This is a genomic window from Escherichia sp. 20412-1, assembly GCF_003027595.1.
In the GTDB taxonomy this organism is placed as follows: Bacteria; Pseudomonadota; Gammaproteobacteria; order Enterobacterales; family Enterobacteriaceae; genus Escherichia; species Escherichia marmotae.
Genome location: NZ_PYQM01000004.1, coordinates 68,073 through 94,239, shown reverse-complemented (window position 1 = coordinate 94,239; position 26,167 = coordinate 68,073). Strand labels below are relative to the sequence as shown.

At 49.8% G+C, this 26,167-nt stretch carries 30 protein-coding genes, 1 pseudogene and 1 riboswitch; of the genes and pseudogenes, 11 read left to right on the top strand and 20 right to left on the bottom strand.

What is annotated here, in order from left to right; genetic code table 11:
* Window positions 1–94: 94 nt before the first annotated feature.
* Entirely contained in the window at window positions 95–157 is a 63-nt protein-coding gene (yoeI, locus tag C7B16_RS04865) for a membrane protein YoeI (protein ID WP_097433929.1), read from the top strand.
* A complete protein-coding gene (plaP, locus tag C7B16_RS04860; RefSeq protein WP_000019197.1) occupies window positions 147–1,505 on the top strand; it encodes a putrescine/proton symporter PlaP in 1,359 nt (452 codons plus the stop codon). The genes yoeI and plaP overlap by 11 nt, the downstream gene beginning before the upstream one ends.
* Before the next feature lie 74 nt (window positions 1,506–1,579).
* On the opposite strand, the gene sbcB is transcribed toward plaP, so the two are convergent.
* A complete protein-coding gene (sbcB, locus tag C7B16_RS04855) occupies window positions 1,580–3,007 on the bottom strand; it encodes an exodeoxyribonuclease I (protein ID WP_001516606.1) in 1,428 nt (475 codons plus the stop codon).
* Between the two features lie 208 nt (window positions 3,008–3,215).
* On the opposite strand from sbcB, the gene dacD reads away from it, so the two are divergent.
* From dacD to C7B16_RS04835, 4 genes are all read left to right on the top strand, one after another.
* Complete coding sequence (gene dacD, locus C7B16_RS04850) at window positions 3,216–4,382, top strand: serine-type D-Ala-D-Ala carboxypeptidase DacD (protein WP_001516605.1); 1,167 nt, start codon at window positions 3,216–3,218, stop codon at window positions 4,380–4,382.
* 118 nt (window positions 4,383–4,500) lie between these two features.
* Window positions 4,501–4,974, top strand: a complete 474-nt coding sequence (gene sbmC, locus C7B16_RS04845) for a DNA gyrase inhibitor SbmC (protein ID WP_001105399.1) — start codon at window positions 4,501–4,503, stop codon at window positions 4,972–4,974.
* A gap of 208 nt (window positions 4,975–5,182) precedes the next feature.
* Window positions 5,183–6,241 carry an FUSC family protein gene (locus C7B16_RS04840; RefSeq protein WP_107179419.1) on the top strand — a complete coding sequence of 353 codons (1,059 nt, stop codon included), beginning with the start codon at window positions 5,183–5,185 and terminating at the stop codon, window positions 6,239–6,241.
* 168 nt (window positions 6,242–6,409) lie between these two features.
* Entirely contained in the window at window positions 6,410–6,739 is a 330-nt protein-coding gene (locus C7B16_RS04835; protein ID WP_000450409.1) for a DUF496 family protein, read from the top strand.
* A 108-nt stretch (window positions 6,740–6,847) separates the two neighbouring features.
* On the opposite strand, the gene C7B16_RS04830 is transcribed toward C7B16_RS04835, so the two are convergent.
* From C7B16_RS04830 to pduA, 19 genes are read right to left on the bottom strand one after another with little or no spacing between them, the layout of a single operon-like run.
* The gene (locus tag C7B16_RS04830; protein ID WP_085449036.1) at window positions 6,848–7,291 is read right to left on the bottom strand and encodes a EutP/PduV family microcompartment system protein; all 444 of its coding nucleotides are present in this window, start codon (window positions 7,289–7,291) and stop codon (window positions 6,848–6,850) included.
* 4 nt (window positions 7,292–7,295) lie between these two features.
* On the bottom strand, window positions 7,296–7,646 hold the full coding sequence (gene pduU / locus C7B16_RS04825) for a propanediol utilization microcompartment protein PduU (RefSeq protein ID WP_000107121.1): 351 nt from the start codon (window positions 7,644–7,646) through the stop codon (window positions 7,296–7,298).
* Complete coding sequence (gene pduT, locus C7B16_RS04820) at window positions 7,646–8,200, bottom strand: propanediol utilization microcompartment protein PduT (protein ID WP_107179418.1); 555 nt, start codon at window positions 8,198–8,200, stop codon at window positions 7,646–7,648. The genes pduU and pduT overlap by 1 nt, the downstream gene beginning before the upstream one ends.
* Window positions 8,201–8,202: 2 nt before the next feature.
* Complete coding sequence (locus C7B16_RS04815) at window positions 8,203–9,546, bottom strand: 4Fe-4S dicluster domain-containing protein (RefSeq protein ID WP_107179417.1); 1,344 nt, start codon at window positions 9,544–9,546, stop codon at window positions 8,203–8,205.
* Window positions 9,543–10,655, bottom strand: coding sequence for a 1-propanol dehydrogenase PduQ (locus C7B16_RS04810; protein WP_105224927.1), 1,113 nt, complete (start codon window positions 10,653–10,655; stop codon window positions 9,543–9,545). Before C7B16_RS04810 ends, C7B16_RS04815 begins: the two co-directional genes overlap by 4 nt.
* A 10-nt stretch (window positions 10,656–10,665) precedes the next feature.
* Entirely contained in the window at window positions 10,666–12,051 is a 1,386-nt protein-coding gene (gene pduP / locus C7B16_RS04805; RefSeq protein WP_107179416.1) for a CoA-acylating propionaldehyde dehydrogenase PduP, read from the bottom strand.
* Entirely contained in the window at window positions 12,048–13,055 is a 1,008-nt protein-coding gene (gene pduO, locus C7B16_RS04800; RefSeq protein WP_107179415.1) for a two-domain cob(I)yrinic acid a,c-diamide adenosyltransferase PduO, read from the bottom strand. Before pduO ends, pduP begins: the two co-directional genes overlap by 4 nt.
* A gap of 11 nt (window positions 13,056–13,066) precedes the next feature.
* A complete protein-coding gene (locus C7B16_RS04795) occupies window positions 13,067–13,342 on the bottom strand; it encodes a EutN/CcmL family microcompartment protein (protein ID WP_000549830.1) in 276 nt (91 codons plus the stop codon).
* Window positions 13,343–13,345: 3 nt separating this feature from the next.
* Window positions 13,346–13,837 (bottom strand): microcompartment protein PduM, encoded by a 492-nt coding sequence (gene pduM, locus C7B16_RS04790; RefSeq protein WP_016248860.1) that lies wholly within the window; start codon window positions 13,835–13,837, stop codon window positions 13,346–13,348.
* The gene (locus C7B16_RS04785; RefSeq protein WP_000361033.1) at window positions 13,834–14,466 is read right to left on the bottom strand and encodes a phosphate propanoyltransferase; all 633 of its coding nucleotides are present in this window, start codon (window positions 14,464–14,466) and stop codon (window positions 13,834–13,836) included. Before C7B16_RS04785 ends, pduM begins: the two co-directional genes overlap by 4 nt.
* Window positions 14,467–14,468: 2 nt before the next feature.
* Window positions 14,469–14,891: a BMC domain-containing protein gene (locus C7B16_RS04780; RefSeq protein ID WP_016262093.1), complete on the bottom strand. Its 423-nt coding sequence runs from the start codon at window positions 14,889–14,891 to the stop codon at window positions 14,469–14,471.
* Window positions 14,892–14,914: 23 nt separating this feature from the next.
* Entirely contained in the window at window positions 14,915–15,190 is a 276-nt protein-coding gene (pduJ, locus tag C7B16_RS04775) for a propanediol utilization microcompartment protein PduJ (RefSeq protein WP_001057752.1), read from the bottom strand.
* 19 nt (window positions 15,191–15,209) lie between these two features.
* Window positions 15,210–15,560: a glycerol dehydratase reactivase beta/small subunit family protein gene (locus tag C7B16_RS04770; protein ID WP_000444065.1), complete on the bottom strand. Its 351-nt coding sequence runs from the start codon at window positions 15,558–15,560 to the stop codon at window positions 15,210–15,212.
* Window positions 15,550–17,382, bottom strand: a complete 1,833-nt coding sequence (locus C7B16_RS04765; RefSeq protein WP_016262092.1) for a diol dehydratase reactivase subunit alpha — start codon at window positions 17,380–17,382, stop codon at window positions 15,550–15,552. Before C7B16_RS04765 ends, C7B16_RS04770 begins: the two co-directional genes overlap by 11 nt.
* A 9-nt stretch (window positions 17,383–17,391) precedes the next feature.
* Entirely contained in the window at window positions 17,392–17,910 is a 519-nt protein-coding gene (gene pduE / locus C7B16_RS04760; protein ID WP_001090590.1) for a propanediol dehydratase small subunit PduE, read from the bottom strand.
* A gap of 14 nt (window positions 17,911–17,924) precedes the next feature.
* A complete protein-coding gene (locus C7B16_RS04755; protein WP_000405038.1) occupies window positions 17,925–18,593 on the bottom strand; it encodes a propanediol/glycerol family dehydratase medium subunit in 669 nt (222 codons plus the stop codon).
* Window positions 18,594–18,602: 9 nt separating this feature from the next.
* Window positions 18,603–20,267 carry a propanediol dehydratase large subunit PduC gene (gene pduC, locus C7B16_RS04750; protein ID WP_001256922.1) on the bottom strand — a complete coding sequence of 555 codons (1,665 nt, stop codon included), beginning with the start codon at window positions 20,265–20,267 and terminating at the stop codon, window positions 18,603–18,605.
* Between the two features lie 18 nt (window positions 20,268–20,285).
* Window positions 20,286–21,098, bottom strand: coding sequence for a propanediol utilization microcompartment protein PduB (gene pduB / locus C7B16_RS04745; RefSeq protein WP_000097486.1), 813 nt, complete (start codon window positions 21,096–21,098; stop codon window positions 20,286–20,288).
* Window positions 21,095–21,379: a propanediol utilization microcompartment protein PduA gene (gene pduA, locus C7B16_RS04740; protein ID WP_001183614.1), complete on the bottom strand. Its 285-nt coding sequence runs from the start codon at window positions 21,377–21,379 to the stop codon at window positions 21,095–21,097. The genes pduB and pduA overlap by 4 nt, the downstream gene beginning before the upstream one ends.
* Before the next feature lie 512 nt (window positions 21,380–21,891).
* Here pduA and pduF point away from each other — a divergent pair.
* From pduF to cobS, 5 genes and pseudogenes are all read left to right on the top strand, one after another.
* The gene (gene pduF / locus C7B16_RS04735) at window positions 21,892–22,701 is read left to right on the top strand and encodes a propanediol diffusion facilitator PduF (protein ID WP_001516591.1); all 810 of its coding nucleotides are present in this window, start codon (window positions 21,892–21,894) and stop codon (window positions 22,699–22,701) included.
* A gap of 202 nt (window positions 22,702–22,903) precedes the next feature.
* Window positions 22,904–23,818: pseudogene (gene pocR, locus C7B16_RS04730) on the top strand (transcriptional regulator PocR).
* Window positions 23,819–23,906: 88 nt separating this feature from the next.
* Window positions 23,907–24,082: riboswitch (cobalamin riboswitch) on the top strand.
* Between the two features lie 217 nt (window positions 24,083–24,299).
* Window positions 24,300–24,734, top strand: coding sequence for a hypothetical protein (locus tag C7B16_RS04725; protein WP_000855623.1), 435 nt, complete (start codon window positions 24,300–24,302; stop codon window positions 24,732–24,734).
* Window positions 24,735–24,867: 133 nt separating this feature from the next.
* Complete coding sequence (cobU, locus tag C7B16_RS04720) at window positions 24,868–25,413, top strand: bifunctional adenosylcobinamide kinase/adenosylcobinamide-phosphate guanylyltransferase (protein WP_000973182.1); 546 nt, start codon at window positions 24,868–24,870, stop codon at window positions 25,411–25,413.
* Window positions 25,410–26,153, top strand: a complete 744-nt coding sequence (cobS, locus tag C7B16_RS04715; protein ID WP_001516588.1) for an adenosylcobinamide-GDP ribazoletransferase — start codon at window positions 25,410–25,412, stop codon at window positions 26,151–26,153. The genes cobU and cobS overlap by 4 nt, the downstream gene beginning before the upstream one ends.
* Window positions 26,154–26,167 lie beyond the last annotated feature (14 nt).

The following is a 26,167-nucleotide window of genomic DNA, read 5'->3' as shown; positions in this document are numbered from 1 at the left end:
TTCAAACCAATCATTCATACCAAGAGGCCGGGCTTCGTACCGGATAGATATTTACTAAAAATCGACAGTTGTTGTCGCTGAGGAATCCAAAAAAATGGGGCAATTTTTTGCTTACGCGACGGTTATCACCGTAAAGGAGAATAACCATGTCGCATAACGTTACTCCAAACACCTCTCGCGTGGAATTGCGTAAAACGCTTACGTTAGTTCCGGTTGTAATGATGGGTCTTGCCTATATGCAGCCGATGACGCTGTTTGATACTTTTGGTATCGTTTCAGGCCTCACGGATGGTCATGTGCCGACAGCCTATGCGTTCGCATTGATTGCGATCCTGTTCACGGCTCTGAGCTACGGGAAGTTGGTTCGCCGCTATCCTTCTGCTGGCTCTGCGTACACTTACGCCCAGAAATCTATTAGCCCGACCGTTGGCTTTATGGTGGGTTGGTCTTCTCTGCTCGACTATCTGTTCGCGCCGATGATCAACATCCTGTTGGCGAAAATCTATTTTGAAGCTCTGGTGCCTTCCATCCCATCGTGGATGTTTGTGGTGGCGCTGGTGGCCTTTATGACTGCCTTTAACCTGCGTAGCCTGAAATCCGTAGCGAACTTCAACACCGTCATTGTGGTGTTGCAGGTTGTGCTGATCGCGGTGATTCTGGGCATGGTGGTCTACGGCGTATTTGAAGGTGAAGGCGCTGGTACGCTGGCGAGCACCCGTCCGTTCTGGTCTGGCGATGCGCATGTCATCCCGATGATTACCGGTGCGACGATCCTGTGCTTCTCCTTTACCGGTTTTGACGGCATCAGCAACCTGTCGGAAGAAACCAAAGATGCAGAGCGCGTGATCCCGCGTGCGATTTTCCTGACCGCGCTGATCGGCGGTATGATCTTCATCTTTGCGACTTACTTCCTGCAACTGTACTTCCCGGATATCTCTCGCTTTAAAGATCCGGATGCGTCACAGCCTGAAATCATGCTGTATGTTGCGGGTAAAGCATTCCAGGTTGGCGCGCTGATCTTCTCCACCATTACCGTACTGGCGTCTGGTATGGCGGCGCACGCAGGCGTAGCGCGTCTGATGTACGTGATGGGGCGTGACGGCGTGTTCCCGAAAAGTTTCTTCGGTTATGTACACCCGAAATGGCGTACTCCGGCGATGAACATCATCCTGGTTGGTGCGATTGCTCTGCTGGCAATCAACTTTGACCTGGTAATGGCAACGGCGCTGATTAACTTTGGTGCGCTGGTGGCGTTCACCTTCGTTAACCTGTCGGTTATCTCGCAGTTCTGGATCCGTGAGAAGCGTAACAAGACGCTGAAAGATCACTTCCAGTATCTGTTCCTGCCGATGTGTGGTGCGCTGACCGTTGGTGCGCTGTGGGTTAACCTGGAAGAAAGCTCGATGGTTCTGGGGCTGATCTGGGCGGCTATCGGTCTGATTTACCTGGCTTGCGTAACTAAGAGCTTCCGCAACCCGGTTCCGCAGTACGAAGACGTTGCATAATTTTATAAAACCGGATGGTGTCATCATCCGGTAAGTCTCAAAAAGCCGGAGTTTAACGCTCCGGCTTTTTTGTATCAGACGATCTCTTCCGCGTACTGCCAAAGCGCCTTTAACAGTGCCACTTTCTCTTTATCATCGGCATATTGCTGCGCCAGCATCTGCAGTTCATCAGCATAGCCTTGCAAAAACTCTGGAGTGAAGACCTGACGGCGATGCTCCAGCCAGCGTTGCTGTTCGGCGTAATCTAACGTGCCGGGGAAGTTACGCGCCCGATAATTGAACAACAGCTTCTCTATGCGTTTATCGACAAAGGTGATATCCAGTGCCGGTAAGTTACGTGGCTCGGTTTCCAGCACAATTTTCATTGCCGCGCGATCGGCGTCACTGAAAAAGCCATTATAAAGCTGGGCATCCACGTTATCTGAAGGCATAAACGGTTCGGCTTCAGCAAATATTGCCACCACTTTTTCGCGCACTTGCGGGTTTTCACGCAAAATTTTCAGGTTATCAAGGCAATGCTGACGATTAATTCCCAGACGGTCGGCATCCTCCGGGCGAAGTGTATTCGCCTGTGCCAGCACCGGACATTTATTAATATGCACCAGCTTAACCGGGACTGCGGCGTTATTGCCCAGATCGGCTTTTGCGGTATACAGACGCTCGCGCAGCATGTCGCTATCCAGTTCCAGTAATGGCGAAATATCTCCAGCTAAATCCACCATAATCACGGCATTGCGATTTTCAGGATGCCACGCCAGCGGCGCAACCCAACTGGTATTGCCGCGCCACGCACCAAACATGCCGGAAACGTGCACCAGTGGTTTCATCTGTGGCACATCAATCAATGCCATCAGTTTGTGCTTATTACGATGGGTAAAGAGATAATCAAACAGGCGTGGCTGACGCGTTTTCACCAGCTTCGCCATCGCGATAGTGGCGTATACATCGGCCATCGCATCGTGGGCGTTGCTATGCTCTATACCATTCGCTTTGGTTAAATGTTCAAGACGAAAACTCGGTAGACCGTCATCATTTTCAGGCCAGTTGATCCCCTCCGGACGTAGGGCATAACAGGCACGCATGACGTCCAGCAGATCCCAGCGAGAGTTATCATGCTGCCAGCTCCAGGCATAGGGATCGTAGAAATTACGATAAAAAACATTGCGCGTGACTTCGTCGTCGAAACGCACATTGTTGTAACCAAGAATGCAGGTTTTCGGTACGGTAAAAAGCGAGTGGATGCGGGCGGCAAAGGCGGCTTCGTTTTCTCCTTTCGCCCGTGCTTCCTGCGGTGTGATGCCGGTGATTAACACCGCCCCTGGTTGAGGTAAATAATCATCAGCAGGTTTGCAGTAAAAGACTTCTGGTTCGCCAATGATATTGAATTCGCTATCGGTGCGAATGGCGGCAAACTGCGCAGGGCGATCTAACGCGGGGTGCGTGCCAAAGGTTTCGTAATCGTGAAACAAAAAGGTAGATTGTTGCTTACCGTCATTCATCATTAGGTTAAATCCGTTATTTCTGCTGTATGCCAGAGTACCAAATATCACAACGCTAATCAGCTTTAGAGCGACAATTTGGCAGCGTGTGGAAACAGATAATGTCAGATTAAAATGAGATAAATGTCACATTTTCTTGCACTTTATTCCAGCCAGTTCATCAGGATTTCCGTAAAAAGAACAGCTATTTGAAACTCCTGAGGATTTGCTGTTGAAACGCCGTCTTGTTATTGCTGCTTCTTTGTTCGTTTTTAATTTATCGTCTGCTTTTGCAGCAGAAAATATTCCTTTTTCACCCCAGCCTCCAGAAATTCATGCGGGGTCATGGGTATTGATGGATTACACAACCGGACAGATCCTCACGGCGGGTAATGAGCATCAACAACGTAATCCTGCCAGCCTGACTAAGCTGATGACTGGCTATGTCGTTGATCGTGCTATCGATAGTCATCGCATTACACCAGACGATATTGTCACTGTGGGGCGTGATGCGTGGGCAAAAGATAACCCGGTATTTGTCGGTTCTTCACTGATGTTTTTGAAAGAGGGGGATCGCGTATCGGTACGTGATTTAAGCCGTGGATTAATTGTCGACTCCGGCAATGATGCTTGTGTTGCGCTGGCTGATTATATTGCTGGTGGGCAACGGCAGTTTGTTGAAATGATGAACAATTACGCCGAGAAGTTGCATCTAAAGGATACGCATTTTGAAACGGTACATGGTCTGGATGCGCCGGGTCAGCATAGTTCAGCCTACGATTTAGCCGTACTTTCGCGCGCCATCATTCATGGTGAACCTGAGTTTTATCATATGTACAGTGAGAAAAGCCTCACCTGGAACGGCATCACCCAGCAAAACCGTAACGGCTTATTATGGGATAAAACCATGAATGTCGATGGCCTGAAAACCGGACATACTTCCGGGGCCGGGTTTAATCTCATTGCTTCGGCTGTGGATGGTCAGCGTCGACTCATTGCGGTGGTGATGGGGGCTGAAAGCGCAAAAGGTCGTGAAGAAGAGGCGAGAAAGCTACTGCGTTGGGGACAACAGAACTTTACTACGGTGCAAATTTTACATCGTGGGAAAAAGATTGGCACAGAACGCATCTGGTATGGCGATAAAGAAAAGATTGCGCTTGGAACCGAACAAGAGTTCTGGATGGTGCTGCCAAAAGCGGAGATTCCGAATATCAAAGCAAAATACACCCTTAATGATAAAGAACTGACCGCGCCAATTAATGCCCATCAGCAGGTTGGGGAAATTGAACTTTACGATCGGGATAAACAGGTGGCGCACTGGCCGCTGGTCACCCTGGAATCCGTCAGTGAAGGCGGCATGTTTTCCCGGTTGAGCGATTATTTCCACCATAAGGCCTGACCTTTCTTTTGCAGCAGACTGGCAGGAGTGCGAGTCTGCTCGCATAATCAACACTCATTCCTTGTGGTTTTTATATTGCAAATGTACTGTACATAAAGCCAGTATTAATGGAGGCATCATGAACTACGAGATTAAACAGGAAGATAAACGTACCGTTGCAGGTTTCCATCTCGTTGGCCCGTGGGAACAGACGGTAAAGCAAGGTTTTGAGCAGTTGATGATGTGGGTAGACGACAAAAATATCGTGCCAAAGGAGTGGGTAGCGGTCTATTACGATAATCCAGACGAAACACCCGCCGAAAAGTTACGTTGTGACACCGTCGTCTCGGTGGCAGATGACTTCACGCTCCCCGAAAACAGTGAGGGCGTCATCCTGACGGAAATTTCTGGAGGTCAGTATGCGGTGGCGGTTGCACGCGTAGTGGGTGATGACTTTGCTAAACCCTGGTATCAGTTCTTTAATACTCTCTTGCAGGACAGCGCTTACGAAATGTTGCCAAAGCCCTGCTTTGAGGTTTATCTGAACAATGGTGCGGAAGAGGGGTATTGGGATATCGAAATGTATGTTGCGGTGCAGCCTAAACAGCGCTGATAAGTGGCACTGGATCAGAGGATAACCCGATTGCTACGCTGTTTTTCGTTATGTAAAAGAGTAAGATTCGTCTGCAGTTTTCTGACAACCAAACCGGGAACGTCTGCTATTCCCGGTTTGCCGGACAGATTTGTTACATAGCGTTATCGTTCCCGGACTGCCAGATTGCATTATGACCGTTTTTTCTCTTATTCCACGGAGTGCCCGCGTGCGTGCCGATAAGTCCTTAAGCCCGTTTGAAATTCGAGTGTACCGCCATTACCGCATTGTGCATGGTACGCGAGTTGCGCTGGCGTTCTTGCTCACCTTTCTCATCATTTGCTTGTTTACCATCCCGGAAAGCACCTGGCCGCTGGTCACTATGGTGGTGATCATGGGGCCAATTTCGTTCTGGGGCAACGTTGTCCCTCGCGCCTTTGAACGTATTGGCGGTACTGTGTTGGGTTCGATATTAGGTCTTATCGCTCTGCAACTGGAGTTAATCTCTTTACCGTTGATGTTAGTCTGGTGTGCTGCAGCCATGTTCCTTTGCGGTTGGCTGGCGCTGGGTAAGAAGCCATATCAAGGTTTATTGATTGGTGTGACGCTGGCAATTGTTGTTGGCTCGCCAACCGGTGAAATTGATACTGCATTATGGCGAAGCGGCGATGTGATCCTCGGCTCTTTACTGGCAATGTTGTTTACCGGCATCTGGCCGCAACGTGCTTTTATCCACTGGCGCATTCAACTGGCGAAAAGTCTCACTGAATATAATCGCGTCTATCAGTCAGCGTTCTCACCGAACTTACTCGAACGTCCACGTCTGGAAAAACATCTGCAAAAACTCCTGACCGATGCCGTGAAAATGCGTGGGTTGATTGCGCCCGCCAGCAAAGAAACCCGTATCCCAAAATCGATATATGAAGGGATCCAGACAATTAACCGTAATCTGGTTTGTATGCTGGAACTGCAAATCAATGCTTACTGGGCCACGCGCCCCAGCCATTTCGTGTTATTGAACGCGCAAAAACTGCGCGATACACAGCACATGATGCAGCAAATCGTGTTGAGCCTTGTTCATGCCCTGTACGAAGGTAATCCGCAGCCGGTTTTTGCTAATACGGAAAAATTGAACGATGCTGTGGAAGAGCTGCGTCAGTTGCTCGATAACCACCATGATCTCAAGGTCGTTGAGACCCCGATTTATGGCTATGTGTGGCTTAACATGGAAACGGCGCATCAACTGGAGTTGTTGTCAAATCTGATTTGCCGGGCCTTGCGCAAATAATTCCCGATCTTCAGAATCATCTTGCTGCTTCGATTCAGCAAAGATAAAGGGTATGATAGTGAAAAGGGATAAAAGCATTGTCATCTGCGGCAGCTATGAGTAATGTTGGCCCTAACGAATAGCGGCTGCTTAAACGAATCCGACTCTCACATTATCAGGGGTATAAAAATGGAAACTACCAAGCCTTCATTCCAGGACGTACTGGAATTTGTTCGCCTGTTCCGTCGTAAGAACAAACTGCAACGTGAAATCCAGGACGTTGAGAAAAAGATCCGTGACAACCAGAAACGCGTTCTGCTGCTGGACAACCTGAGCGATTACATCAAACCGGGTATGAGCGTCGAAGCAATTCAGGGCATCATCGCCAGCATGAAAGGCGACTATGAAGATCGCGTTGATGATTACATCATCAAAAATGCTGAGCTTTCCAAAGAACGCCGCGATATCTCCAAAAAGCTGAAAGCTATGGGTGAAATGAAAAACGGCGAAGCGAAGTAATTTCTGCTTTATTCAATGAGGGTTGCCCGGCAACCCTCATTGTTCATGATTCCTTTCTCTGTGTCACAAGTCATCATTCCCATCTGATAACATATTGAAATGTCGAAATTAACGACAACCTTCTTCTGTATGTAACAAGGTAAAAAGTTCTGCAACCCCGATGTTATTTATCGCGCTGGTTACTAATACGTTGCGTGCCCCAGCTTCCCGTAACCAGCATTTCACCAAAGATATTTGTTCTACGCTGGCTAAATCCGCTTTGGTTACTACCCCAATGACCGGGCGATTCATCGATGTAGTAAAGCCTGGCGAAAAAGGGGACCACGGTGCGTTCGCATTAAGTACCAGTGCGATAATGTCCGCTTCGCAGGCACAGACCAGCAGTGCGCTGTAAAGGCTGCGGTTTTCGAGGTATTCCCCGGGTGTGTCAATGGTGGCCGGTGACCAGACGATTGCCTGCGTCTTCTGATACTGAATATTCTCTCCGCGCAGGCATTGTGTGAGTGACGTTTTTCCGCACTGACTGGGGCCGATGAGCATCATCCGTTGCATAGTGTCAGGTCCGTGTAATGGAACAGGCGGTAAAGTGCATCATTTCGCCCAGCGTGCGTGTAACCTGGCTAAGTGCATATTCGATAGCAGAAACATCGCCAGTCAGAACTACCGCGCCGGTAAAACGATCAAGAAAACCAATCTCTACAGCGCCTGATTTTGTGGCGATATCACACGCGATGATAGATGCTTCACTGGGGGTAATCGTCAGAATGCCAATGGCAGAAACGGTGTCTGGTAAACCTAATTTCTTAAACAGATCCTTTCCGGGATTCGCAATCACATGCGCCAGTGTGACCTGTTTACCGGGAACATATTCCTGAATCATCCGTTCAGTCGTGTGTTGAGTTGACATTATCCCTCCACCATCTGATGCCACATGGCTTCATGCGGACGGGCAATCACCGAACGATAGACCAACAAACCTTTTTCCCCCGCGCGCTCGCTGGCGACAGAGACCGCGTTATTAACATCAGAAATATCGCCTGCCACTACCATGTAGCATTTACCGCCAATACCGAAGGCCATATGCACCCGCACGAGCGTGACGTTTGCCGCTTTCACTGCACAATCGGCAGCGTCAATGCAGGCTGCTACACTCCAGGTTTCTACTACACCGACAGCCCGTCGCTGGTCAACATGGTTCAGACCGCTGATTGCAGACAGGATAGTGGGATGAATATTAGGAAGAACCAGACTGTCGACCAGCATTTCACCAGCAAGGGCCGTGCCATTATCGATGGCCTGTTGCACCGCACCGACATCGCCACCGAGCATCAGCAGAAATTTACCGGGGCATAGCGTTTTGCTGACCAGTAACTCAACGTTGGCGCTTTTCAGCATGGCATCGCCGGTTTCCATCCCTTTCGCGATACTGCTAAGTTCTACAATACCTACCGCTTTTGACATGGTTAACCTCTCACAACCGTAATCGCGTTTTCTGTCACATCACTGATCTTGCCATCAATACTGGCATGAATGGGGGCACCTAATGTGCCGTGTGGAATTTGGCCTACACATTGCCCACGAACGACACGATCGCCTTTTTGGACACACGCAATTGCGCTGGCTCCGATGTGCTGGCGTAACAATAGCGTCACTTTTTCGGGCTGTGGCACGTGTTCAGACCATGGCGCATCCTGATACCACGGTGCTAAGCCCAGTCTGGTTACCAGCCGTTTTACGGGAATCAGTCGATAATTTGCCATGACATCCGCAGGGTTTAAGGTGCCTTCGTAGCGGAGATTTTTAGCGCGTAATTCCTGCTTAAGCAGGCGATTTATGCGCATTGGTGAAATATCTACCGGGCAGGCGACGCTGGCACAGACGTTGCACTCCGAACAGGTGAGTGCTGTCAGTAACAGTTGCGGTGTAGCGAGCTGTTGGTAGTTAACCGCACGTACTAACAAATGTGGTGACAGTTCGTGACCGATTAAATGACGTGGACAGAGATCGGTACATAAGCGGCATTGTTCACAAACGGTTTTCGCGACGGCAAGTACGTTGCGATCATCCTGCATTCGACGTTGGATCAGTGAATGAGAGTTGGGTAAGACCAGCAAGCCGCCGGTGGTTTTGCTGACTGGCGTATCGAGCGATGGGATCAAACTCCCCATCATCGGCCCGCCATTGATAAAACCGGGATTATCTACCGTAGCGCCTCCCGCCAGCGCCAGTACCTCGCGTAAAGACATTCCGATGGGAACGGTCACTGTTACTGGTTTAGCAACTGCACCATTAACGGTTAACGTGCGGCGCGTTACCGGATACTGTTGCTCAACGGCTCTGGCAATATTCAGCACGGTCTGGACGTTATTCACCACCACGCCGACGCTAACGGGCAACGCGGCGGGTGGAACGCGACGACCTGTTGCCATCCAGATGGTCAGCACCTCATCCCCAGCGGGATAAACGTCGGGCAAAATATGCAGGCGGATATCCGTTGGAAGTAATGGTGTAAGTGCTTTTATTGCGGGTTGATACTTCTCTTTCAGCGCGATGATTCCGCTAGCAGCCCCGGTGGCTTTCATCGCATAGTGAACACCGCGCAGCAGGCGGCTGGCTTGTTGTGCCATTAACTGCTGGTCCACTTTCAACATTGGTTCGCATTCCGCGGCATTTACCAGGAAAGTGTCAACACACGCCTGCAGCTTGATATGTGTTGGAAAGCCTGCGCCGCCAGCACCCACAACCCCGGCTGCCTGAACTCGCTCACGGATCGTCTGACTGTCACAGGACGTTAACTCGACGTTCATAACAACTCCTCAAGCAGTTCCTCAATAGCGGAGGCATCAGCCGCTCGTGGGTTGGTACGCAATGTTGCATCCGCCAGCGCTGCCTGAACCATATCTGGAAGACGTGCTGACCATTCTGCTTTTTTTTCTTTCAGTGCATTAGCGAGAGTCGGTATTGCACAGGCTTTTTTAAGCTGTTCAATATGTTGAATGAGTGCATTCAGGCTGGCGGTGTCATTGGCGTTATCAGGGCATAAATGACACGTTTTTGCCAGCCGGACGTAGCGTTTGGCGGCGCGCGGATCGCCAGCATTAAAGCGGATAACCGCCGTGAGCAGGAGAGCATTCGCCAGGCCGTGTGGCAGATGAAACTGCCCGCCGAGTTGATGGGCAATTGCATGATTTAAACCAAGCCCAGCCTGGCTAAAGGCCATTCCGGCAAGCGTCGAGGCATTATGCATTTTGCCGCGAGTAGCAAGACAATTGCCTTTATTCACTGCTGTAGGCAGGTAGTGAAAAACAATTTGCACGGCTTTTTCGACCAGAGCATCCGAGAAATCACTGGCGCGTGGAGAAACATAGGCTTCTAGCGCATGGGTTAAAACATCCATTCCGGTATTGGCAGTTATCGCGGGAGGCACGCTGACGACCAGCGAGGGATCGAGGACTGCAATATCCGGATAAAGTGCATTATCGAAAAGGGGATATTTAATCCCTTTCTCTGGATCACTGATGACACAGGCGCTGGTCACTTCTGAGCCGGTGCCGCTGGTGGTGGGAATGGCTACGCAGGTGTCAATCTCAATAGCACACTGGCGACTAAACCAGACAATCGCTTTTGCGGCGTCCAGCGCAGAGCCGCCGCCAAAACCGATAACCACATCCGGGCGTAAAGTCTGCATTTGTGCAATGCCTTTTACCACGGTCTGGATAGTTGGGTCGGGTGTTATTTCGCTAAAAATACTGAGGCGGTTGCTGTCAGGCAGCGCCTGGCGCAACGTGTCAATCAGTGGTGAGCGAGCCAGAAAGGCGTCGCAAATAATCCAGATGTGCTTATTGGTGAAACGGCTAAGCACTTTAAGACTTCCTGGTCCGCTGTATAAACGCGTCTGCAGTGAAAAAGTATTCATTTCCGTTTCTCTAGCGAATGGAAAAACCAGTGGTCAACACGCAGCGTCGTGAGCGGGCAAAAGTCCGTGCTGACGTTGTCCCCTCTCCGGTCGGTGTAGCAATGGTGAAGGTCGTAAATCCTTCACCGCCGACGCCAATGCCTGCCCAGGAGGGGCCGTTTTTGACAAAGATGGAGGTTTGCATAACGCGCGCGGCAAGGTTGAGCCGAGAGACATTCTGCGAGTGCATAATTGCCGTGTGGTGCAAGCTGTCTTCCACTTTCAGCGCCAGGGGGAGGGCGCTATCAAAATCATTAACTTTTACAATGGGCAACATTGGCATCAATTGTTCGCAGGTAACCCAGCTATCATCGGCGTCGACAATAGCAATTAGTAATCGAGGGGCTTTCTGCGGTAAAGGAATTCCCGCTGCTTCCAGCATGGCTGAAGGACTTTTACCCACCAGCTTTTTGTTGGCAACATTGCCAGGAAGGCAAATAGCACGCAATTGGTCAGTTTGTTCCCGGTTAAGAAGAAAAGCGCCAAAACTTTGCATCTGTTGGATTAGGTAATCTGCTACTGATTCAACGACTATCAGGCTTTTTTCAGCGATACACGGCAGGTTGTAATCGAATGAAGCGCCGTTGATGATGTCTTCGGCGGCTTTCACAATATCCGCCGTTTCATCGACGATGCAGGGCGGGTTACCCGCACCGGCACCAATCACTTTCTTGCCACTTTTCATTCCCATCGCGACGATACCTGGACCGCCAGTAATTGCCAGAACGACGATTTTAGGGTGCGTCATCATCTGTTCGGTGGCGGCAAAGGTTGGTTCAGACACGGTAACGATAAGGTTATGAATGCCACTACAGCGAAACGCGATGTCTTCGATTATGGCGATCAGTTTCAGCGATACTTTTTTGGCTCCCGGGTGAGGACTGAAATAGACACTATTGCCTGCAGCCAACATGCTGATGCTGTTGTTAATGATGGTTTCCGTTGGATTGGTACTTGGCGTGACTGAGCCAATAACCCCAAACGGAGAGTATTCAAATAAAACCATGCCACCATCACCGGTTAGCGCAGTGGTGGTTAAGTCTTCAATTCCAGGTGTGTTATCGAGAGCCGCTTTGTTTTTTAGATACTTATCTTCTTTATTTCCCATCCCCGTTTCGATAGCGCTCTCTTCTGCCAGTTCGGTAAGGCGGGGGGATAATTCTTCGCGAATGGCGTTGATAATGGCACTGCGGGTTTTAAGTGGGCACTGTTGAAAGCGCAAAAAGGCCTGGTGTGCAGCGCAGACGGCGTCATCGACAGTCTGGAAAATACCATTTCTTTGCGTTTGTGACGCAGTGGGCATCATTTGTTCGCGCAGGATATTGCGGATAATCGTTTCTAATTCAGTGGTATTCATAGGTTTGCTCCTGCGTTAATTGCTGCCATTGCGGTTTGTGCAATATCCATGTCTTGTTCAACGCTACCGCCGCTGATACCAAGCCCTCCAAGCAATATTCCGTCACGCCAGAGGGGGAAACCGCCACCAAAAGTGACAACTTTGCCTTGCATATGGCTTTCGAGTCCATAAAGCGGCGCTCCGGGTTGCACGGCGTCAGCAAGCTTGTGTGTTGCCGTTTTCATCGCCACGGCGGTCCAGGCTTTTTTCGGTGCCAGTTCACTGCTAACCAGCAGCGCATCAGGCATCCGCCAGGTAACGCTTTCCGTACCGTTGGCATCAACGATGCTAATGACTACGGGAATATGCAGTTCATCTGCGCGCATTGCCGCGCTACGAATGAGCTGATGAAGATCCTGAAAAGTGAGCGGCATCGTGCGTTCCTTCAATGCTGGAGGGTGGTTAGCTTCGTGATAACGTTTTGTTATTTCCTGAATCATCAGGTTCTGATGAGCAACATTGTCTTCCACGCGGGCGAGGGCATACAGGTAATCGGAAAGCCGGTTGATGTAGTGCAGTAAAACATGGCGAACGGTGGCTTCCGTTGTCAGTTCAACCAGACGTCTTTCGGCCCTGCGAGCCACTGTGCGGGCGAAATGCATGCGGCTTGCGGCTTCACAACGACCAGGTAGAATGAAGCTGCGAACTGGAGGAACCGCGTTCATTGCACTGTCGATCGCTTTTTCCAGCGCGGCGATTTCTTCCGTACTGATGTAACGTTGCTGCGCTGATGGCTGTTCGCTTTCACTGGCGAGCTCGGCACTAAACCAGAATATCTGTTGCTGAATGGCTTCCAGTAAGATGCGATGACTTTCGATGGTGGTGGCGCAATAACACAGACTGAGTGTCGCGTTCAGTTCATCCAGCGTGCCATAGGCTTCGACACGTAGATGAGTTTTGCTGACACGTTGCCCGGTAAATAGGGACGTATTTCCTGAATCGCCTGTTCTGGTATAAATCGCCATCTTTCAACTCCTTAGCGCGAAAGCGTATCGACAATGCCAACCACTGCCAGGTCGATGGCTTCGTTAGGTCCGGAAAACACATGTCTGGCGCTGGAACCGCTGCTGAGGAGTACCAACTCACCGACGCCAGCACCGACTGAATCAACGGCAACTTCGTCACCGGTTAATGGCGTGAGAGGCAGTTCACCGTCAGCGCTGACCCGGCGAACCAACAGCAGTTTTTTCCCGACCAGAGAAGGTGATTTTTGCGTGGATACCACCGCGCCAGTGACTCGAGCCAGATGCATGGGTTACTCCTGCCTGATTAACTGAATGTTTCGGGTAATTGCCGCTTCACGCGCAAGAGCGGTCACACAACATTTCCGTTGCAGCACCAGTATTCCCGTGCATAACTGCGCTATGTCGACATAACTTAAAAGTCGACCACGATGAAGGTAGACCGGTTGCCCTTGTTCGTCGCACCAGGTTAACGGTAGACGGGCGAGTGACTTTAATTTGATGGCGTTCAGAAAATGATGCTGCAACGACAATTGAATGTGCATTCCCCAGGCTAACGCCTCGTGAATGTGGCTTGCTGCACGATCTGACGTTTCGTTTTCCGCGAGTTGTCGCAACAACGGCAGATCGACATATTGAATTTGTAACGATGCATACTGATGAACTATCTCGTGAACGCTGGCTTCTCGCAGTTGCGAAACAGTTAGCGCGAGTGTTTTTCCCGCACGCTGTTTCAGGCGAAAAATCACTTCGTCAACAATGTGTTGCATCAGCACGTTATTCATGGCACCGACACCAGCGTAGCAAAAACGTCAGGATTATCAGCGCCTGCGGCGTTGGCTTCGTCGGTATCAATATGCATTTCAAGACGCATATCCGGTGAGACGCGAACGGCAACGTTATCGAATATCAGTCGTCGCTCATCCCCTTCAATGGCGACCGCCACCTTATCACCATGTGTAACGCCATAAATCAGGGCATCAAGCGGAGACATATGAATATGCCGTTGCGCGACAATAACGCCAGAAGCGATTTCCAGCTCTGCAAAAGGGCTTATCAGACGAATTCCCGGTGTGTCGCTGAGATCGCCAGACATGCGTAGCGGAGCGGCGATCCCTAACGTTCTGGCGTCAGTCCGGGAAATCTCCACCTGACTTGAGTTACGTAATGGCCCCAACAAGCGAACGTTGTGTAATTTGCCTTTTGGTCCCACCAGCGTAACAACCTGTTCAGCAGCGAACTGACCAGGTTGTAATAACGACTTTTTCTCGCTGATCGGTTGTTCAGGAAAAAGGCGCACATAATCCGCCGTTGAAAGATGAATGTGACGACTGGAGACGCCCAGAGGGATAGGGCGCTCGCGCATCTCATCCAGGACCAGGCTAACAGCCTCCTGCAAGGTTTGTTTATCCATTACTACACCCCTCGCTTATCGGAATGCAGGCAAAGTGAACGGGGTTCACCTTTTTGCCGTTGGCACGCCGGGTCAAGACACAAATTACAACTGATAATTTCTGCGGCGACTGTTGTTGCAGGTGTTTCGCTTGCTTCGACTGTCGCATCCAATGCTTCTGTTGTGCGGGGCAGTATTCCTTCTCCAGGTCGGGCAATCACTTTGTGCGCGACAAGACCATTTCGCTGTCTGGCGAAACTGACGCCTGTTGCGATCGCTGCATTAATCGAGGAGACGTCACCGATAATTTTGATGAGAGTCCAACCCGAACCATTGGTCTTCTCAAGGCCAACCAGCGTGATGGACGCGGCCTTAGCCATAGCGTCCGCGCAACTGATGGCGAGTGCCAGACCACTGACTTCAAGTAATCCCAGTGATTGCTTCACGCTGTGCTCCTTAGCGAATGGGGTTATGCAGATTTAGGTAAAATGGCCTCAACATCGCTGTGCGGTCGTGGAATGACATGGCAGGATTTCACTTCACCAACGGCGCTTGCTGCTGCGCTCCCCGCATCAACGGCGGCTTTTACTGCGCCGACATCGCCGCGGACCATCACCGTAATCAGACCCGAACCAATCTTTTCATAGCCAACCAGTTGCACGTTGGCGGATTTAACCATGGCATCCGCGGCTTCAATTGCGCCAACTAACCCTTTTGTTTCAACCAGTCCTAGTGCGTTATTCATACAGCATTTCTCCTGTGGATTATGGGTGGTATTCCCTGAAGGGAATGCCTTTGACCAGGCGGGCGGCGTTATTGCCGATACTACGCCGGGCATAGTTATCTTGTTGATACATCAGCGTAAACAACGGTGCTGATGCCGGTAAATTTTTGTAATGTACAATTAGTTTTTCCCGGTCGCAGGCTATGCCAACCAACAGGGGGGACTGACGAGCGGCCTGCCAGGCGCTATCGATCACCTCACCTGACGGGATTTGTTGAATGCTAAAGGGGATCCCCTCTTCTTCAATACCGAAAAGCACCTCATCCCATGCGTTGGTGTAAGCACCGATTACCATGACGACAATGGCGGGGGCTCGTCCTTTACTTTCCATAAGCCGACTCCTTGCGCCAGGCGATAAGTAGCCCGGTAGCTACCGCATTGCGCGGTCCTTCGTTGCCACGGATATTCCCCCGCCCGGCGACCAGTCGATAATGCGCCAACGCATCGGTGACTAACTGTGGTACTTCAAAATCCAGCGAAGAGCCGCCCACCAGCACGACGAATGGAATGTTGCGAATATTTCCACCTGGGCTTACCTGACGTAACGCACGCAGAGCGTTTGTTACGAAGACGCGCTCTTTCGCACTGCGACGAACGGCACGCACTTTTTCCAGTGTTAAATCGCCGGGAATCGGCACCAGCTCGTCGGGTTTCACCACACAAACGCGGGCAAAGACATGAGGGGATAGCGGAGTAGGGAAGAACTGAACGCTGCCGTCTTCATGGCGTAAATGGAACAGGCTTTCTACTTTTGCCAACGGGTGCTTTTTGATTTCTTCAGCCAGATAACGATCATTTAAGCCCAGTTCCCGGGCGATAATCATCGTCACCATGTCGCCTGCTCCTGCAAGGTGAGTGGCAATCATTTCCCCTTTCTGATTGATGATGGAGGCATCGGTAGAACCGGCGCCTAAGTCCAGAATTGCCAGAGGGCGCGTTGTCCCCGGGGTAGTTAATGCTCCCTGAATTGCGGCTTCTGCTTCTGCGCCTCCGACCTGAACATCAATATGCAGTTTTTGCTTAATTTCACTGGCGATCATCGCCATTTGCAGGCGGTCTGATTTCACCATTGAGGCGATACCCACTGCCTGTTCCAGTGAAAATTCTCCAGCCAGACCACCGGTTACGCTGACCGGAACAGACGTATCTATCGCCAGCAAATCCTGAATAAAAATTTCGTGGCTGGGTTTATTGGTCAGCACCGCCATGGTCTGGCGAACATGTTCCAGCATTCCGCCGATGTTGGTGCCCGGTTCGCCCGTCACGTTCTCCAGTTTTGGGCACTCACCGACCGCTTTCATAATGGCGTCGGCACCTGCGGCAACATCGACCCGCATTGTGCGCCCGGCAGAAAGCAGCTCAATGTTTCCGGCGGGTATCGAACGAGCTTTAACGTCACCAGACGGTGTTTTCACTACTACTGCTGAACGGTTGCCGATAAGCGCTCGTGCCACAGGAACAATGTTTTGAGTCTCTTCAGCATTGAGGGCAAAAACAGTGGCAATCCCATACGGGTTAGACAGGGTTTCGATAACTTTCCCGGGAACGGCAACTTCAATCGCGGCCAGCATACCGAGTGGAATACGCTCGATATAGAGGACTTCATCAACAATGGGTAAAGGGATTTCCAGTCGGTTACTGACCAGCACGCCATCATCGCGTTGCAGAATTACGCCAGTCAGTTGATATCCGGCACGCACGGAGGCGTTTATCATGGTCGCGATATCGGCAAAATCAAATGCCGATGACACGACCAGGATGTATGGTGCTTCCGCCGGGCGTGTTAACAACTCTTGCGGAGTGATGGTGAGTCCCACTCCCAGACCTACTCCGCCTGGCGTTTTCGGGTTGTGGCCGATCATGGTTGATTCGGTGATGATGGTTTCCGTAATGGTTTCCATCGCTACATCCCCAATGACCGGAGTTGCTTCGTTGATACGAATAAGCGAAATATCGCTGACAGTGATACCGACTTTTTTCGTTGCCTGTGCGAGCGCCTCCTGAATACCATGTACGTTACGCAACGTACCTTTGATTCCGGTGGTTTCTGCCAGAGCGCTGCTCACGAACGACAATTCTCCAGACGCACTGAGCGTTGCCAGCGCAACCTCTGTCGATGAATTGCCGATATCAATGCCTGCTATATAGCGCATAGTTCGTCCTTAATCGTCGCCTTTCAGTTTTTTACGCTCGACATAGAGTTCTGCGGCTTCACGGACAAATGCAGCGCAAATTTGGGCTTGATAACGCTGTTCAAGATCGTCGGCAATGGCAATGAGTTCTTGCTTAGTCGAACGATAAGGGCGCAACGCATTGTAGATTTCAAGGATGCGATCATCCGGCACTGAGGTAAGTTCGGCAGCACGTTCAAAATTCACCGCCAGGCGATCACGACCAGCATCTCTGGCAATCTCGGCCTGAATACGCAATGTTTCAGGGGTTATGCGCATATCCTGGGCGGTAACTTTATCGCTGAGTACATTTTCCAGAGTGAAATCGTCGAGCGTTTTATTGGTTGCCGTTTTGACCCATTCTGGGTGTTTATTTGCCAGCGGGTAATCAGTCACTTTGGCGCTCAGTGTTGATGAGTGGGGGGCCGCAGAAACAGGAGTTGTATCCTGTAGACTATTCATACGGTTCAACACGTCCCTGACCATCGACTCAATTGCATCGGTATTCATGAAGGTTTCCTTTGTTAAAACGTCACGCGCAGTTCTTGCGGCTTTTTGCCAGTGACCACGTACCTGGTCTCTTTGATATGCAAAATGGCAGATTTGGCCTGGTATTTCGGCCGCGCCATCTGATCGTTGAGGGTCGGAACGGGTTGTGGAGACTCACGCTTCGCATAACGCGCGGCGTTTTTGCCAATCTGGCGATAGGTTTCCAGCGTCAACAATGGCGCTTGTGGGAACAGCTCCAGGTTAGACAGGGGAGGAAGCCCTTGCTGGTGGATAACTGTGGTGCCTTTCGACTGGATACCAATAGCAATGCCTGAACCACTAAGACGATCGCCTTCGACCGCTACGAATGCGACATCAGACGATTTAAAGCAGCGAATCACTCGGGCTTTAATGCCTTCTTCTTCGATACCGGCAATCACTTCGCGCAAAATGTTTTTATGCGGAATGCCGATAATATTGACGGTCTGCGCCAGGCCAAAAGCCGGGCCTACAGCAATAATGACTTCATCTTGCTGAACACCTTGTTGGGCTTCACCAATTTCGGTCAAAAATTTTCCGCCATCCGGCGCGGAAGTGGCAGTTGCGGCGACAGGTGCACGAAATGAAACGGACTTGTCGCTGGTTTGCATTTCTGCCAGCACGTCTTCGATGATCTGACGAAGTAATTTCTCGTTAATTTCCATTTCTCACCCTTAGTCAATTTCGTTGGGATCAAGTGCACCGGGAATATTTTTGATCTCTTCCCAGCGTTCCCCTTGCAGGCGATAACCCGTAGCCGGTCCGGCGTAATCATTGACGTCATTGACCGCAGAGAGTACTTGTCCGTCATCGACGATAATGGCTGAGGTATGGAGATAATCGCCGGTCAGTTTCGCTTTTTGCATGTTGAGCATGTCCTGCGCGACATCGGTAAAACCGCCTTGCGCCAGGGCTTTCACCACTTCCAGACTGTTACGGTTTTTATTGATAATTTCCTGGGCAAACTTTATGTCTTCTACGATGTTGCGCTCTGGCATATCTTTCGAACCGTGGGCATAGGTCGCTGCTTCGACTTCTTCATCGGTAATGGGCGGTAATCCCATACCTGCAAAGACAGCCTGTAAAGCGCGTGCGGCTTTATTGCGGATGGCGATAACATCTTCTTCGCGCACCGGTCGCAGGCCGCCATCAACCTTCAGGTCACGTTGAAGGACGTTATAATCATCGAAGTCTTCGGCATCTTCGTTTGAGCCGGCAAACATGTTGTCGTAGTTTGGTACTGCGGAAAAACCGGAAGAGATAAAGTCGGTGCCCGGCAGAAACTGCATCAGGAAACGTGCGGTACGGCGCATATCTGAGTGGGTAAAGGTCTGGTCATTACTGGAGGCGCATTCCAGATCCAGCGATGAGCAAATTAAGTTTTCCGCCAGTACTGCACGGATGCCTGACGGCACAGCCGATGGCACGCCGATGCAGCTTACGGAACCGTTTTGCAGACCCTGAACACCCGCGGCTTTGGTGATGTAAATGCAACGTGCCTCAAGATAAAGCATTGATTTTCCTTCCGCATAGCCCATCTGCACTTCAGAACCGGAGCCGGAAGTAAAACGCATTTTTAAGCCGCGAGAAGCATAAGATGATGCGAGAAACCCTTTTGACCACGGTGTATCGTCGCCGTCGGTGAAAACGGGTTCCGTACCGTAGACAGAAATCGTTTCGGCGTAGCAGGTGTGGCCTAACATACCGAGTTTCAGTTCAGTGGCTTCTTCCAGTGAACACTGGGTTAAGACGCCAGGGCGTCCCACCTGCGAACCTACCAACAGGGCGATAGCATTGAAAGGTGCATAACGAGCAACGGCAACGGTGGTTTCCTGTTCGTCAAACCCGCGCCATGCTCCCTCGGCCGCGTCGGCAGCAATTTGCACCGGGTTATCTTTGACGTTGGTGACGTGAGCCTGTTGCGATGGTGTGCGACGGGCGCGCATTTTCTGCATCGCCATCATCATTTCTACCACGTTCATTTGTGAAACAACTTCGACGATTTTGGCGGGCGTCATTGCTGTGGTCAGGGGAACAATATCGCTACGTTTGACATTTGGATCGCACAACATATTGGCAAGTTTGACCGAGCTCATCGCGATGACTTCTTCGGCACGCGCGAGATTGATACCGTAGCGGGCGATAAAGTGGTCGATCAAGTCAAACTGGCTGGCGGGTTTTCCATCCAGCTCGGTGACGATGCCGTTAACAATTTTTATTGATGGTTTCGGGTCGTTCGGGCTTTCCATCGCAATGAAGCCTTCTTCAATCCACTCTTTAACGAAACCATCCTGGTTAACCGGGCGTTTTTCCAGTGCTTCAAATCTTTTCGATCTCATGAATCTGCCTCATGGAATTCAGATGTAGGAAGGGCGATCGTTTTTCGGTGTATCACCGAGAGTCGAAAGCACGGTTTTACCGATTTCGCGAGCGGAGATGACCGCCTGTCGGACAGCGCCGGAGTCACCCGAGATAATCAGAATGACTTCATTACTGAAGCTGGTGCCATGAGCTGGGGAGCTGTATGCCACGACATCCACATTGGCGGATTTCAGCGCAGTATCGGCCATCAGAACACCAACAGCAGCCGGAGCGCCGACAATGACGCCACAAGCGCGGCCCAGTGGTGCGCCAAACGCTTTTTCCAGTGCATAGCTGGCGCGAGCGGTATATTGCAGTTCAAGATGTCCGGCTTCATTGGCGTAGACGTCGCCAAAGGTTCGGTCGAGTTCTTTCAGTGCAACTTCAATACCGCGTTTCACGTCGGAAACATCGTTGCCACCTAAGAGGATTAATGAGCCGTGTCCGGCACCACCTTTGGTATCGCGAGGAAGTTCAATGCTAATAACTTCAGTGTTCGTGGCTTTTACTGCTTCATCCGCGGCCATAATGTGTGGCCCCGCACCAATACGCGCGCCCAGAATGCCAATGGAGCGATAGCGTTTTTCGAGTTTCATCGCGTCCAATAGGGCGCTATCAACATTCGCAATGACCAGACCTACAGTGTCGCCAATAGCGGTGCCAACAAATTCCGTTAACGTGCAGCTTTTTTCTGCCATAGCCGTCTCTCGTGTTTGATGAGTGGTTTTCGGGAGAACCTCATGCTCTGGCGTCGCTACGCGAGCGATGACCTGCGCCATGATCTGTTCGACCAGTTCATTGCTGCTCATGGGTTAATTCCCTTTGGTAAGATTTTTTCGACATCAGTATGTGGGCGGGGAATTACGTGTACGGCTTTCACTTCACCGACGTTACGTGCGGCGGCGGCACCTGCGTCTGTTGCCGCTTTTACCGCCCCGACATCACCACGAACGATGACGGTCACCAGCCCGGAACCTATTTTTTCGTAGCCAACCAGCAATACATTTGCCGATTTAACCATGGCATCTGCGGCCTCTATGGCGGCAGTTAAGCCTTTGGTTTCAACCATTCCTAACGCTTCTTGTTGCATAAAGACCTCGCCTGGATTTTTTGACGATATGACTATAAAAAAAAGCGAGAAAAAAGAATGGCTGACTTAATCATCCGATGAGCAAAATTAATAGAGGGTAAATATTATAAAATTGCCTTAATTATCTATATGTTATTAATTTACTGGTCGTTTTCTGGTTTTTTTAATGTGAATTAATTGCATTGGTCGGTAGATTTAATTTGCACTAATGCTTTGTCGGGTTGGGCTTTGCGGAAGTGAATTGTGATATTTGTTTAAGTTTTATTATATAAGGATGGCAATTTTTTATTGTGGAAATCTGGCAGAGTTGGCGAGCTCAATAGCGATTGTATCTAAGTTGAATACTTTTTGAATGACAATAATTTGCTATATCAACACGATTTTTCAGCGTGCCGGTCATGCATGTTGGCAATATTTTCCCCGGCGCAATTTTTATAGTTGCGCTCGATATACACGACAATCAGTGCACGATTAACTGATAAAGAAACAAACTCCGTAAAGAAGGTGTCACTATGAATGATTCACTCAAGGCGCAATGCGTTGCCGAGTTTTTGGGCACCGGACTGTTCCTCTTTTTTGGCATTGGTTGTTTATGCGCCCTAAAACTTGCCGGGGCAAGTCTGGGTCTGTGGGAAATTTGTATCATTTGGGGGTTAGGTATTTCACTTGCTGTTTACCTTACGGCAGGCATTTCTGGCGCCCATCTGAACCCGGCGGTTACCATTGCTCTGTGGTTGTTTGCTGCTTTTCCTGCCCGTAAAGTGTTGCCATATTGTGTGGCACAATTGGCGGGGGCCTTTGGTGGAGCCGTTCTGGCGTATTTTTTATACAACAGCTTGTTTACCGATTTTGAATCCACTCACAATATAGTTCGTGGTAGCGCTGAAAGTTTGCAACTCGCCAGTATCTTTAGCACTTATCCGGCTGCCGCGTTAAATGTATGGCAGGCGGCGTTGGTTGAAGTGGTCATTACGTCCATGTTGATGGGGTTGATTATGGCGTTAACCGATGACGGCAATGGCGTACCAAAAGGACCTCTTGCTCCTTTACTTATTGGCATTCTGGTTGCTGTTATTGGTGCATCTACTGGACCATTAACCGGTTTTGCCATGAATCCAGCGCGTGATTTCGGGCCAAAAATTTTCACCTGGCTTGCTGGTTGGGGGGAAATAGCGATGACCGGTGGGCGTAATATTCCTTATTTCATCGTCCCCATTATTGCTCCGATCATTGGGGCATGTGTTGGCGCAGCAATTTATCGTTTTCTCATTGCAAAAAACTTACCTGTCAATAGTGTTACGCCTAAAGACATCATCGAATAGTGAAATAACATAGCGGTTATAAACGTTTATTTTTTTACTGTTTGTGATCTGCTTTCAGAACTTATTAAAAAGTCTCCCGCCTCACGGAGGCTTTTGTTATTGTCCTTTGTGCTTCTCGTCAGTAAATCATTAGGGATGATGTGAAGATTAAATGTAAAACAATTGTTTTACTATAACAATAAATTAACTGGGAGGTTTTATCATGATTTCTGCGGCGACACTTAATTCAGAACTCATTAATAAAATCGCGCAGGATTTTGCGCAGGCGACCAGCCTTGCGGTTGTCGTGGTTAATATCCACGGTGATGAAATTTCCGAGCTGTTTAACTTCACCTCATTTTGTCAGATGATGCGGCGACATCCTCAGCTTAGCACACGCTGCCGCATGAGCGATCGTTGTGGGGGGCTGGAAGCCTCTAAATCCGATCAACCTTGTATTTATCGTTGCCATGCAGGATTAACCGATTTTTCTATCCCTCTGGTGATTGCCGGGCATTTAGTCGGCTTTGTATTGTGTGGACAAGTCCGCCTGCGTAATGATGATGTCGATTTAGTCGATATTCTGAATGTCGATGATTGTTGGCAGGCAGATCCCGAGTTACTTAATGAATTTCGCAAAGTCCCGGAGATGGATTACTAGCGAGTTATGGCTTCTGCTGATCTGTTGAAGTTAATTGTGGAAAACTGCCTCAAAAAACAACTCAATTTTGTTGTTATTAAAGAGAATAAACTTTATTCGGATCCGCTACGTCAGACTCGCACGCCTAATCCCCACGATAACAAAATGAAAAAAGCATTACGCTATATTGATGCGCATTTATCAGACGATTTGCGCCTGGAAGATGTTGCCTCCCATGTTTATCTCAGCCCTTATTACTTCAGTAAATTGTTCAAGAAATATCATGGGATTGGTTTTAATGCGTGGGTAAACCAACAACGGATGGCCAGCGCCCGCGAGTTGCTGTGCCATAGTGACTGGAGCATCGCCAGCATTGCGCGTAATTTAGGCTTTTCGCAAACCAGTTATTTTTGCAAAGTTTTTCGTCAGACGTATCAGGTAACACCGCAGGTATATCGTCAGCAAATTAGCGAAAATACAGCAGCGGAAACAGCATAAATTGAATGTAAAAAATGAGGGATGACTAAATAGATTCCGACAGTAATAATTAACGTTATTTACGTGTTATGGGAAAAGTGAAATCAGCTCATAACATACGCTGACAGGTTTGGCACATTTGTGCCTGGGAAGTGGGTGTAAATCCCTCGCAGCCCCCGCTGCTGTAATGCTGACAACCCCGAAAATACCACTGATCGCGAGATTGGGAAGGGTGGGGGAGGATGACGCTAAGCCAGAAGACCAGCCTGCCAGTCAATACCAACAACTTCGGTGGGAAGTGGGTTGCCCGGAAGCGTCTGCTTGAGCACTGACGCGTCTTTATACCCCTACCACCCTGAAAGGATCAGGGGATGGCGGCATCATTTAGTTTATTCATCGTAGTGCCGACAGGCATCAGGGCTGCACTCAAGGCGCAGCAATCTTTTTTTATGGTATATCAACCTGACCGTCATTGCAGGAAACCAAGCGGAGGACGGAGGGTATGAAAACGATGAAACCCGAATCGATAGCACTTTTTTGCCTCTCCACTGGCGATATTGAATTGGCTAAACATCTGGCTGAAATGTTGCCAATGACCTGTTTTGTTGGTGAGGACTGGCAGCAAGGTTTTCTGCCTTTTAACGGAGGGCCAGTACAATCGTTGTCAGATGCATATAGCGATTATTCAGTGCTGTTATTGATTGCTGAAAACGGGGCATCCATACCAGAAAGCTTTTCTCATCCTGATGGTGCGACGGTAATCTTAATTGCAGAGCACAATGCCCGTTTGTTGGCCGGTCCGACCGGTGGAGCAGTAGCATTAATCCATTATCTGAATGAGACGTGTCGATGGAGAGAATCTGTTGCTAATGACGCATTTTGTCGGGCGTTTTCACAGGGAAATCAGACTATCTCACAATGCCGTCCTCATTCGTAATGAATTGAGAATACTGGATTTTTATTTTTATTACGCGCAGTATTAATCGAGGGAGTGTTATTACGGTCAGCACGGTGGTGTATCCATTGTTCTGGTCAATGAATACCATCATACAATTGAATCAGGAGTCCGTATGATGATTTTAGTGACGGGTGGAGCACGGAGCGGGAAAAGCCGGCACGCTGAGGCGCTTATTGGGAATTCTCCACAGGTTCTGTATATCGCCACTTCGCAAATCCTTGACGATGAGATGGCGGCACGAATTGAGCATCATCGACAAGGCCGCCCGGTGCACTGGCGTACAGTGGAACGCTGGCAACAGCTTGATGAGTTAATTAATGCGGACATTAATCCGCAACACGCCGTGTTGCTGGAATGCATTACGACAATGGTGACTAATCTGTTGTTTGAATATGGCGGCGATAAAGACCCTGACGAATGGGACTATATGGCGCTGGAGCTGGCGATTAATGACGAGATTCAGTCGTTGATTGCCGCCTGTCTATGTTGCCCTGCAAAAGTCGTAGTAGTCACCAATGAAGTGGGAATGGGGATTGTGCCGGAGAATCGCCTGGCGCGACATTTTCGTGATATTGCCGGGCGAGTGAATCAGCAACTGGCCGCTGCGGCAGATGAAGTATGGCTGGTGGTTTCGGGTATTGGAGTAAAAATCAAATGAGTAAATTATTTTGGGCGATGCTCTCTTTTATTACGCGTCTGCCTGTACCGCATCGTTGGTCCCAGGGGCTGGATTTTGAGCATTATTCTCGCGGTATTATTACTTTTCCTTTAATTGGTTTATTACTTGGTGCTATTAGCGGACTGGTCTTCATGGTGTTGCAGGCATGGTGTGGTGTGCCGCTGGCGGCATTGTTTAGTGTGCTGGTTCTGGCGCTGATGACCGGAGGATTCCACCTGGATGGGCTTGCAGATACCTGTGATGGCGTATTTTCTGCTCGTAGCCGCGATCGCATGTTGGAAATCATGCGTGATAGTCGTTTAGGAACCCACGGCGGTCTGGCACTGATTTTTGTTGTGCTGGCAAAGATTCTGGTGTTAAGCGAGCTGGCATTACGTGGTGAGCCGATCCTTGCATCTCTGGCAGCAGCGTGTGCGGTCAGCCGCGGAGCCGCTGCGTTATTAATGTATCGTCATCGTTATGCCAGGGAAGAAGGGCTTGGCAATGTGTTTATTGGTAAAATCGATGGACGACAAACCTGTGTCACCCTCGGTTTAGCCGTTATTTTTGCAGCCGTATTATTGCCAGGTATGCACGGTGTTGCTGCTATGGTGGTGACGATGGTGGTGATTTTCATCCTCGGTCAGCTTCTCAAACGTACTCTGGGTGGGCAGACCGGCGATACGCTGGGAGCGGCCATTGAACTTGGTGAGCTGGTTTTCCTGCTGGCGCTGCTGTAAGACAGATAACCCAG

Coding starts and splice junctions, on each gene's coding strand:
- C7B16_RS04830 (WP_085449036.1), bottom strand. CDS start 7,291: ATGCAACGGATGATGCTCATCGGCCCCAGTCAGTGCGGAAAAACGTCA.
- pduO (WP_107179415.1), bottom strand. CDS start 13,055: ATGGCGATTTATACCAGAACAGGCGATTCAGGAAATACGTCCCTATTT.
- C7B16_RS04810 (WP_105224927.1), bottom strand. CDS start 10,655: ATGAATACTTTTTCACTGCAGACGCGTTTATACAGCGGACCAGGAAGT.
- cobU (WP_000973182.1), top strand. CDS start 24,868: ATGATGATTTTAGTGACGGGTGGAGCACGGAGCGGGAAAAGCCGGCAC.
- pduA (WP_001183614.1), bottom strand. CDS start 21,379: ATGCAACAAGAAGCGTTAGGAATGGTTGAAACCAAAGGCTTAACTGCC.
- plaP (WP_000019197.1), top strand. CDS start 147: ATGTCGCATAACGTTACTCCAAACACCTCTCGCGTGGAATTGCGTAAA.
- pduC (WP_001256922.1), bottom strand. CDS start 20,267: ATGAGATCGAAAAGATTTGAAGCACTGGAAAAACGCCCGGTTAACCAG.
- C7B16_RS04785 (WP_000361033.1), bottom strand. CDS start 14,466: ATGGATAAACAAACCTTGCAGGAGGCTGTTAGCCTGGTCCTGGATGAG.
- C7B16_RS04725 (WP_000855623.1), top strand. CDS start 24,300: ATGAAAACGATGAAACCCGAATCGATAGCACTTTTTTGCCTCTCCACT.
- pduT (WP_107179418.1), bottom strand. CDS start 8,200: ATGTCAAAAGCGGTAGGTATTGTAGAACTTAGCAGTATCGCGAAAGGG.
- C7B16_RS04835 (WP_000450409.1), top strand. CDS start 6,410: ATGGAAACTACCAAGCCTTCATTCCAGGACGTACTGGAATTTGTTCGC.
- pduJ (WP_001057752.1), bottom strand. CDS start 15,190: ATGAATAACGCACTAGGACTGGTTGAAACAAAAGGGTTAGTTGGCGCA.
- pduU (WP_000107121.1), bottom strand. CDS start 7,646: ATGTCAACTCAACACACGACTGAACGGATGATTCAGGAATATGTTCCC.
- pduB (WP_000097486.1), bottom strand. CDS start 21,098: ATGAGCAGCAATGAACTGGTCGAACAGATCATGGCGCAGGTCATCGCT.
- sbmC (WP_001105399.1), top strand. CDS start 4,501: ATGAACTACGAGATTAAACAGGAAGATAAACGTACCGTTGCAGGTTTC.
- C7B16_RS04755 (WP_000405038.1), bottom strand. CDS start 18,593: ATGGAAATTAACGAGAAATTACTTCGTCAGATCATCGAAGACGTGCTG.
- pduE (WP_001090590.1), bottom strand. CDS start 17,910: ATGAATACCGATGCAATTGAGTCGATGGTCAGGGACGTGTTGAACCGT.
- C7B16_RS04770 (WP_000444065.1), bottom strand. CDS start 15,560: ATGGAAAGTAAAGGACGAGCCCCCGCCATTGTCGTCATGGTAATCGGT.
- C7B16_RS04795 (WP_000549830.1), bottom strand. CDS start 13,342: ATGCATCTGGCTCGAGTCACTGGCGCGGTGGTATCCACGCAAAAATCA.
- C7B16_RS04765 (WP_016262092.1), bottom strand. CDS start 17,382: ATGCGCTATATAGCAGGCATTGATATCGGCAATTCATCGACAGAGGTT.
- cobS (WP_001516588.1), top strand. CDS start 25,410: ATGAGTAAATTATTTTGGGCGATGCTCTCTTTTATTACGCGTCTGCCT.
- pduP (WP_107179416.1), bottom strand. CDS start 12,051: ATGAATACCACTGAATTAGAAACGATTATCCGCAATATCCTGCGCGAA.
- C7B16_RS04815 (WP_107179417.1), bottom strand. CDS start 9,546: ATGAACGTCGAGTTAACGTCCTGTGACAGTCAGACGATCCGTGAGCGA.
- pduF (WP_001516591.1), top strand. CDS start 21,892: ATGAATGATTCACTCAAGGCGCAATGCGTTGCCGAGTTTTTGGGCACC.
- sbcB (WP_001516606.1), bottom strand. CDS start 3,007: ATGATGAATGACGGTAAGCAACAATCTACCTTTTTGTTTCACGATTAC.
- pduM (WP_016248860.1), bottom strand. CDS start 13,837: ATGAATAACGTGCTGATGCAACACATTGTTGACGAAGTGATTTTTCGC.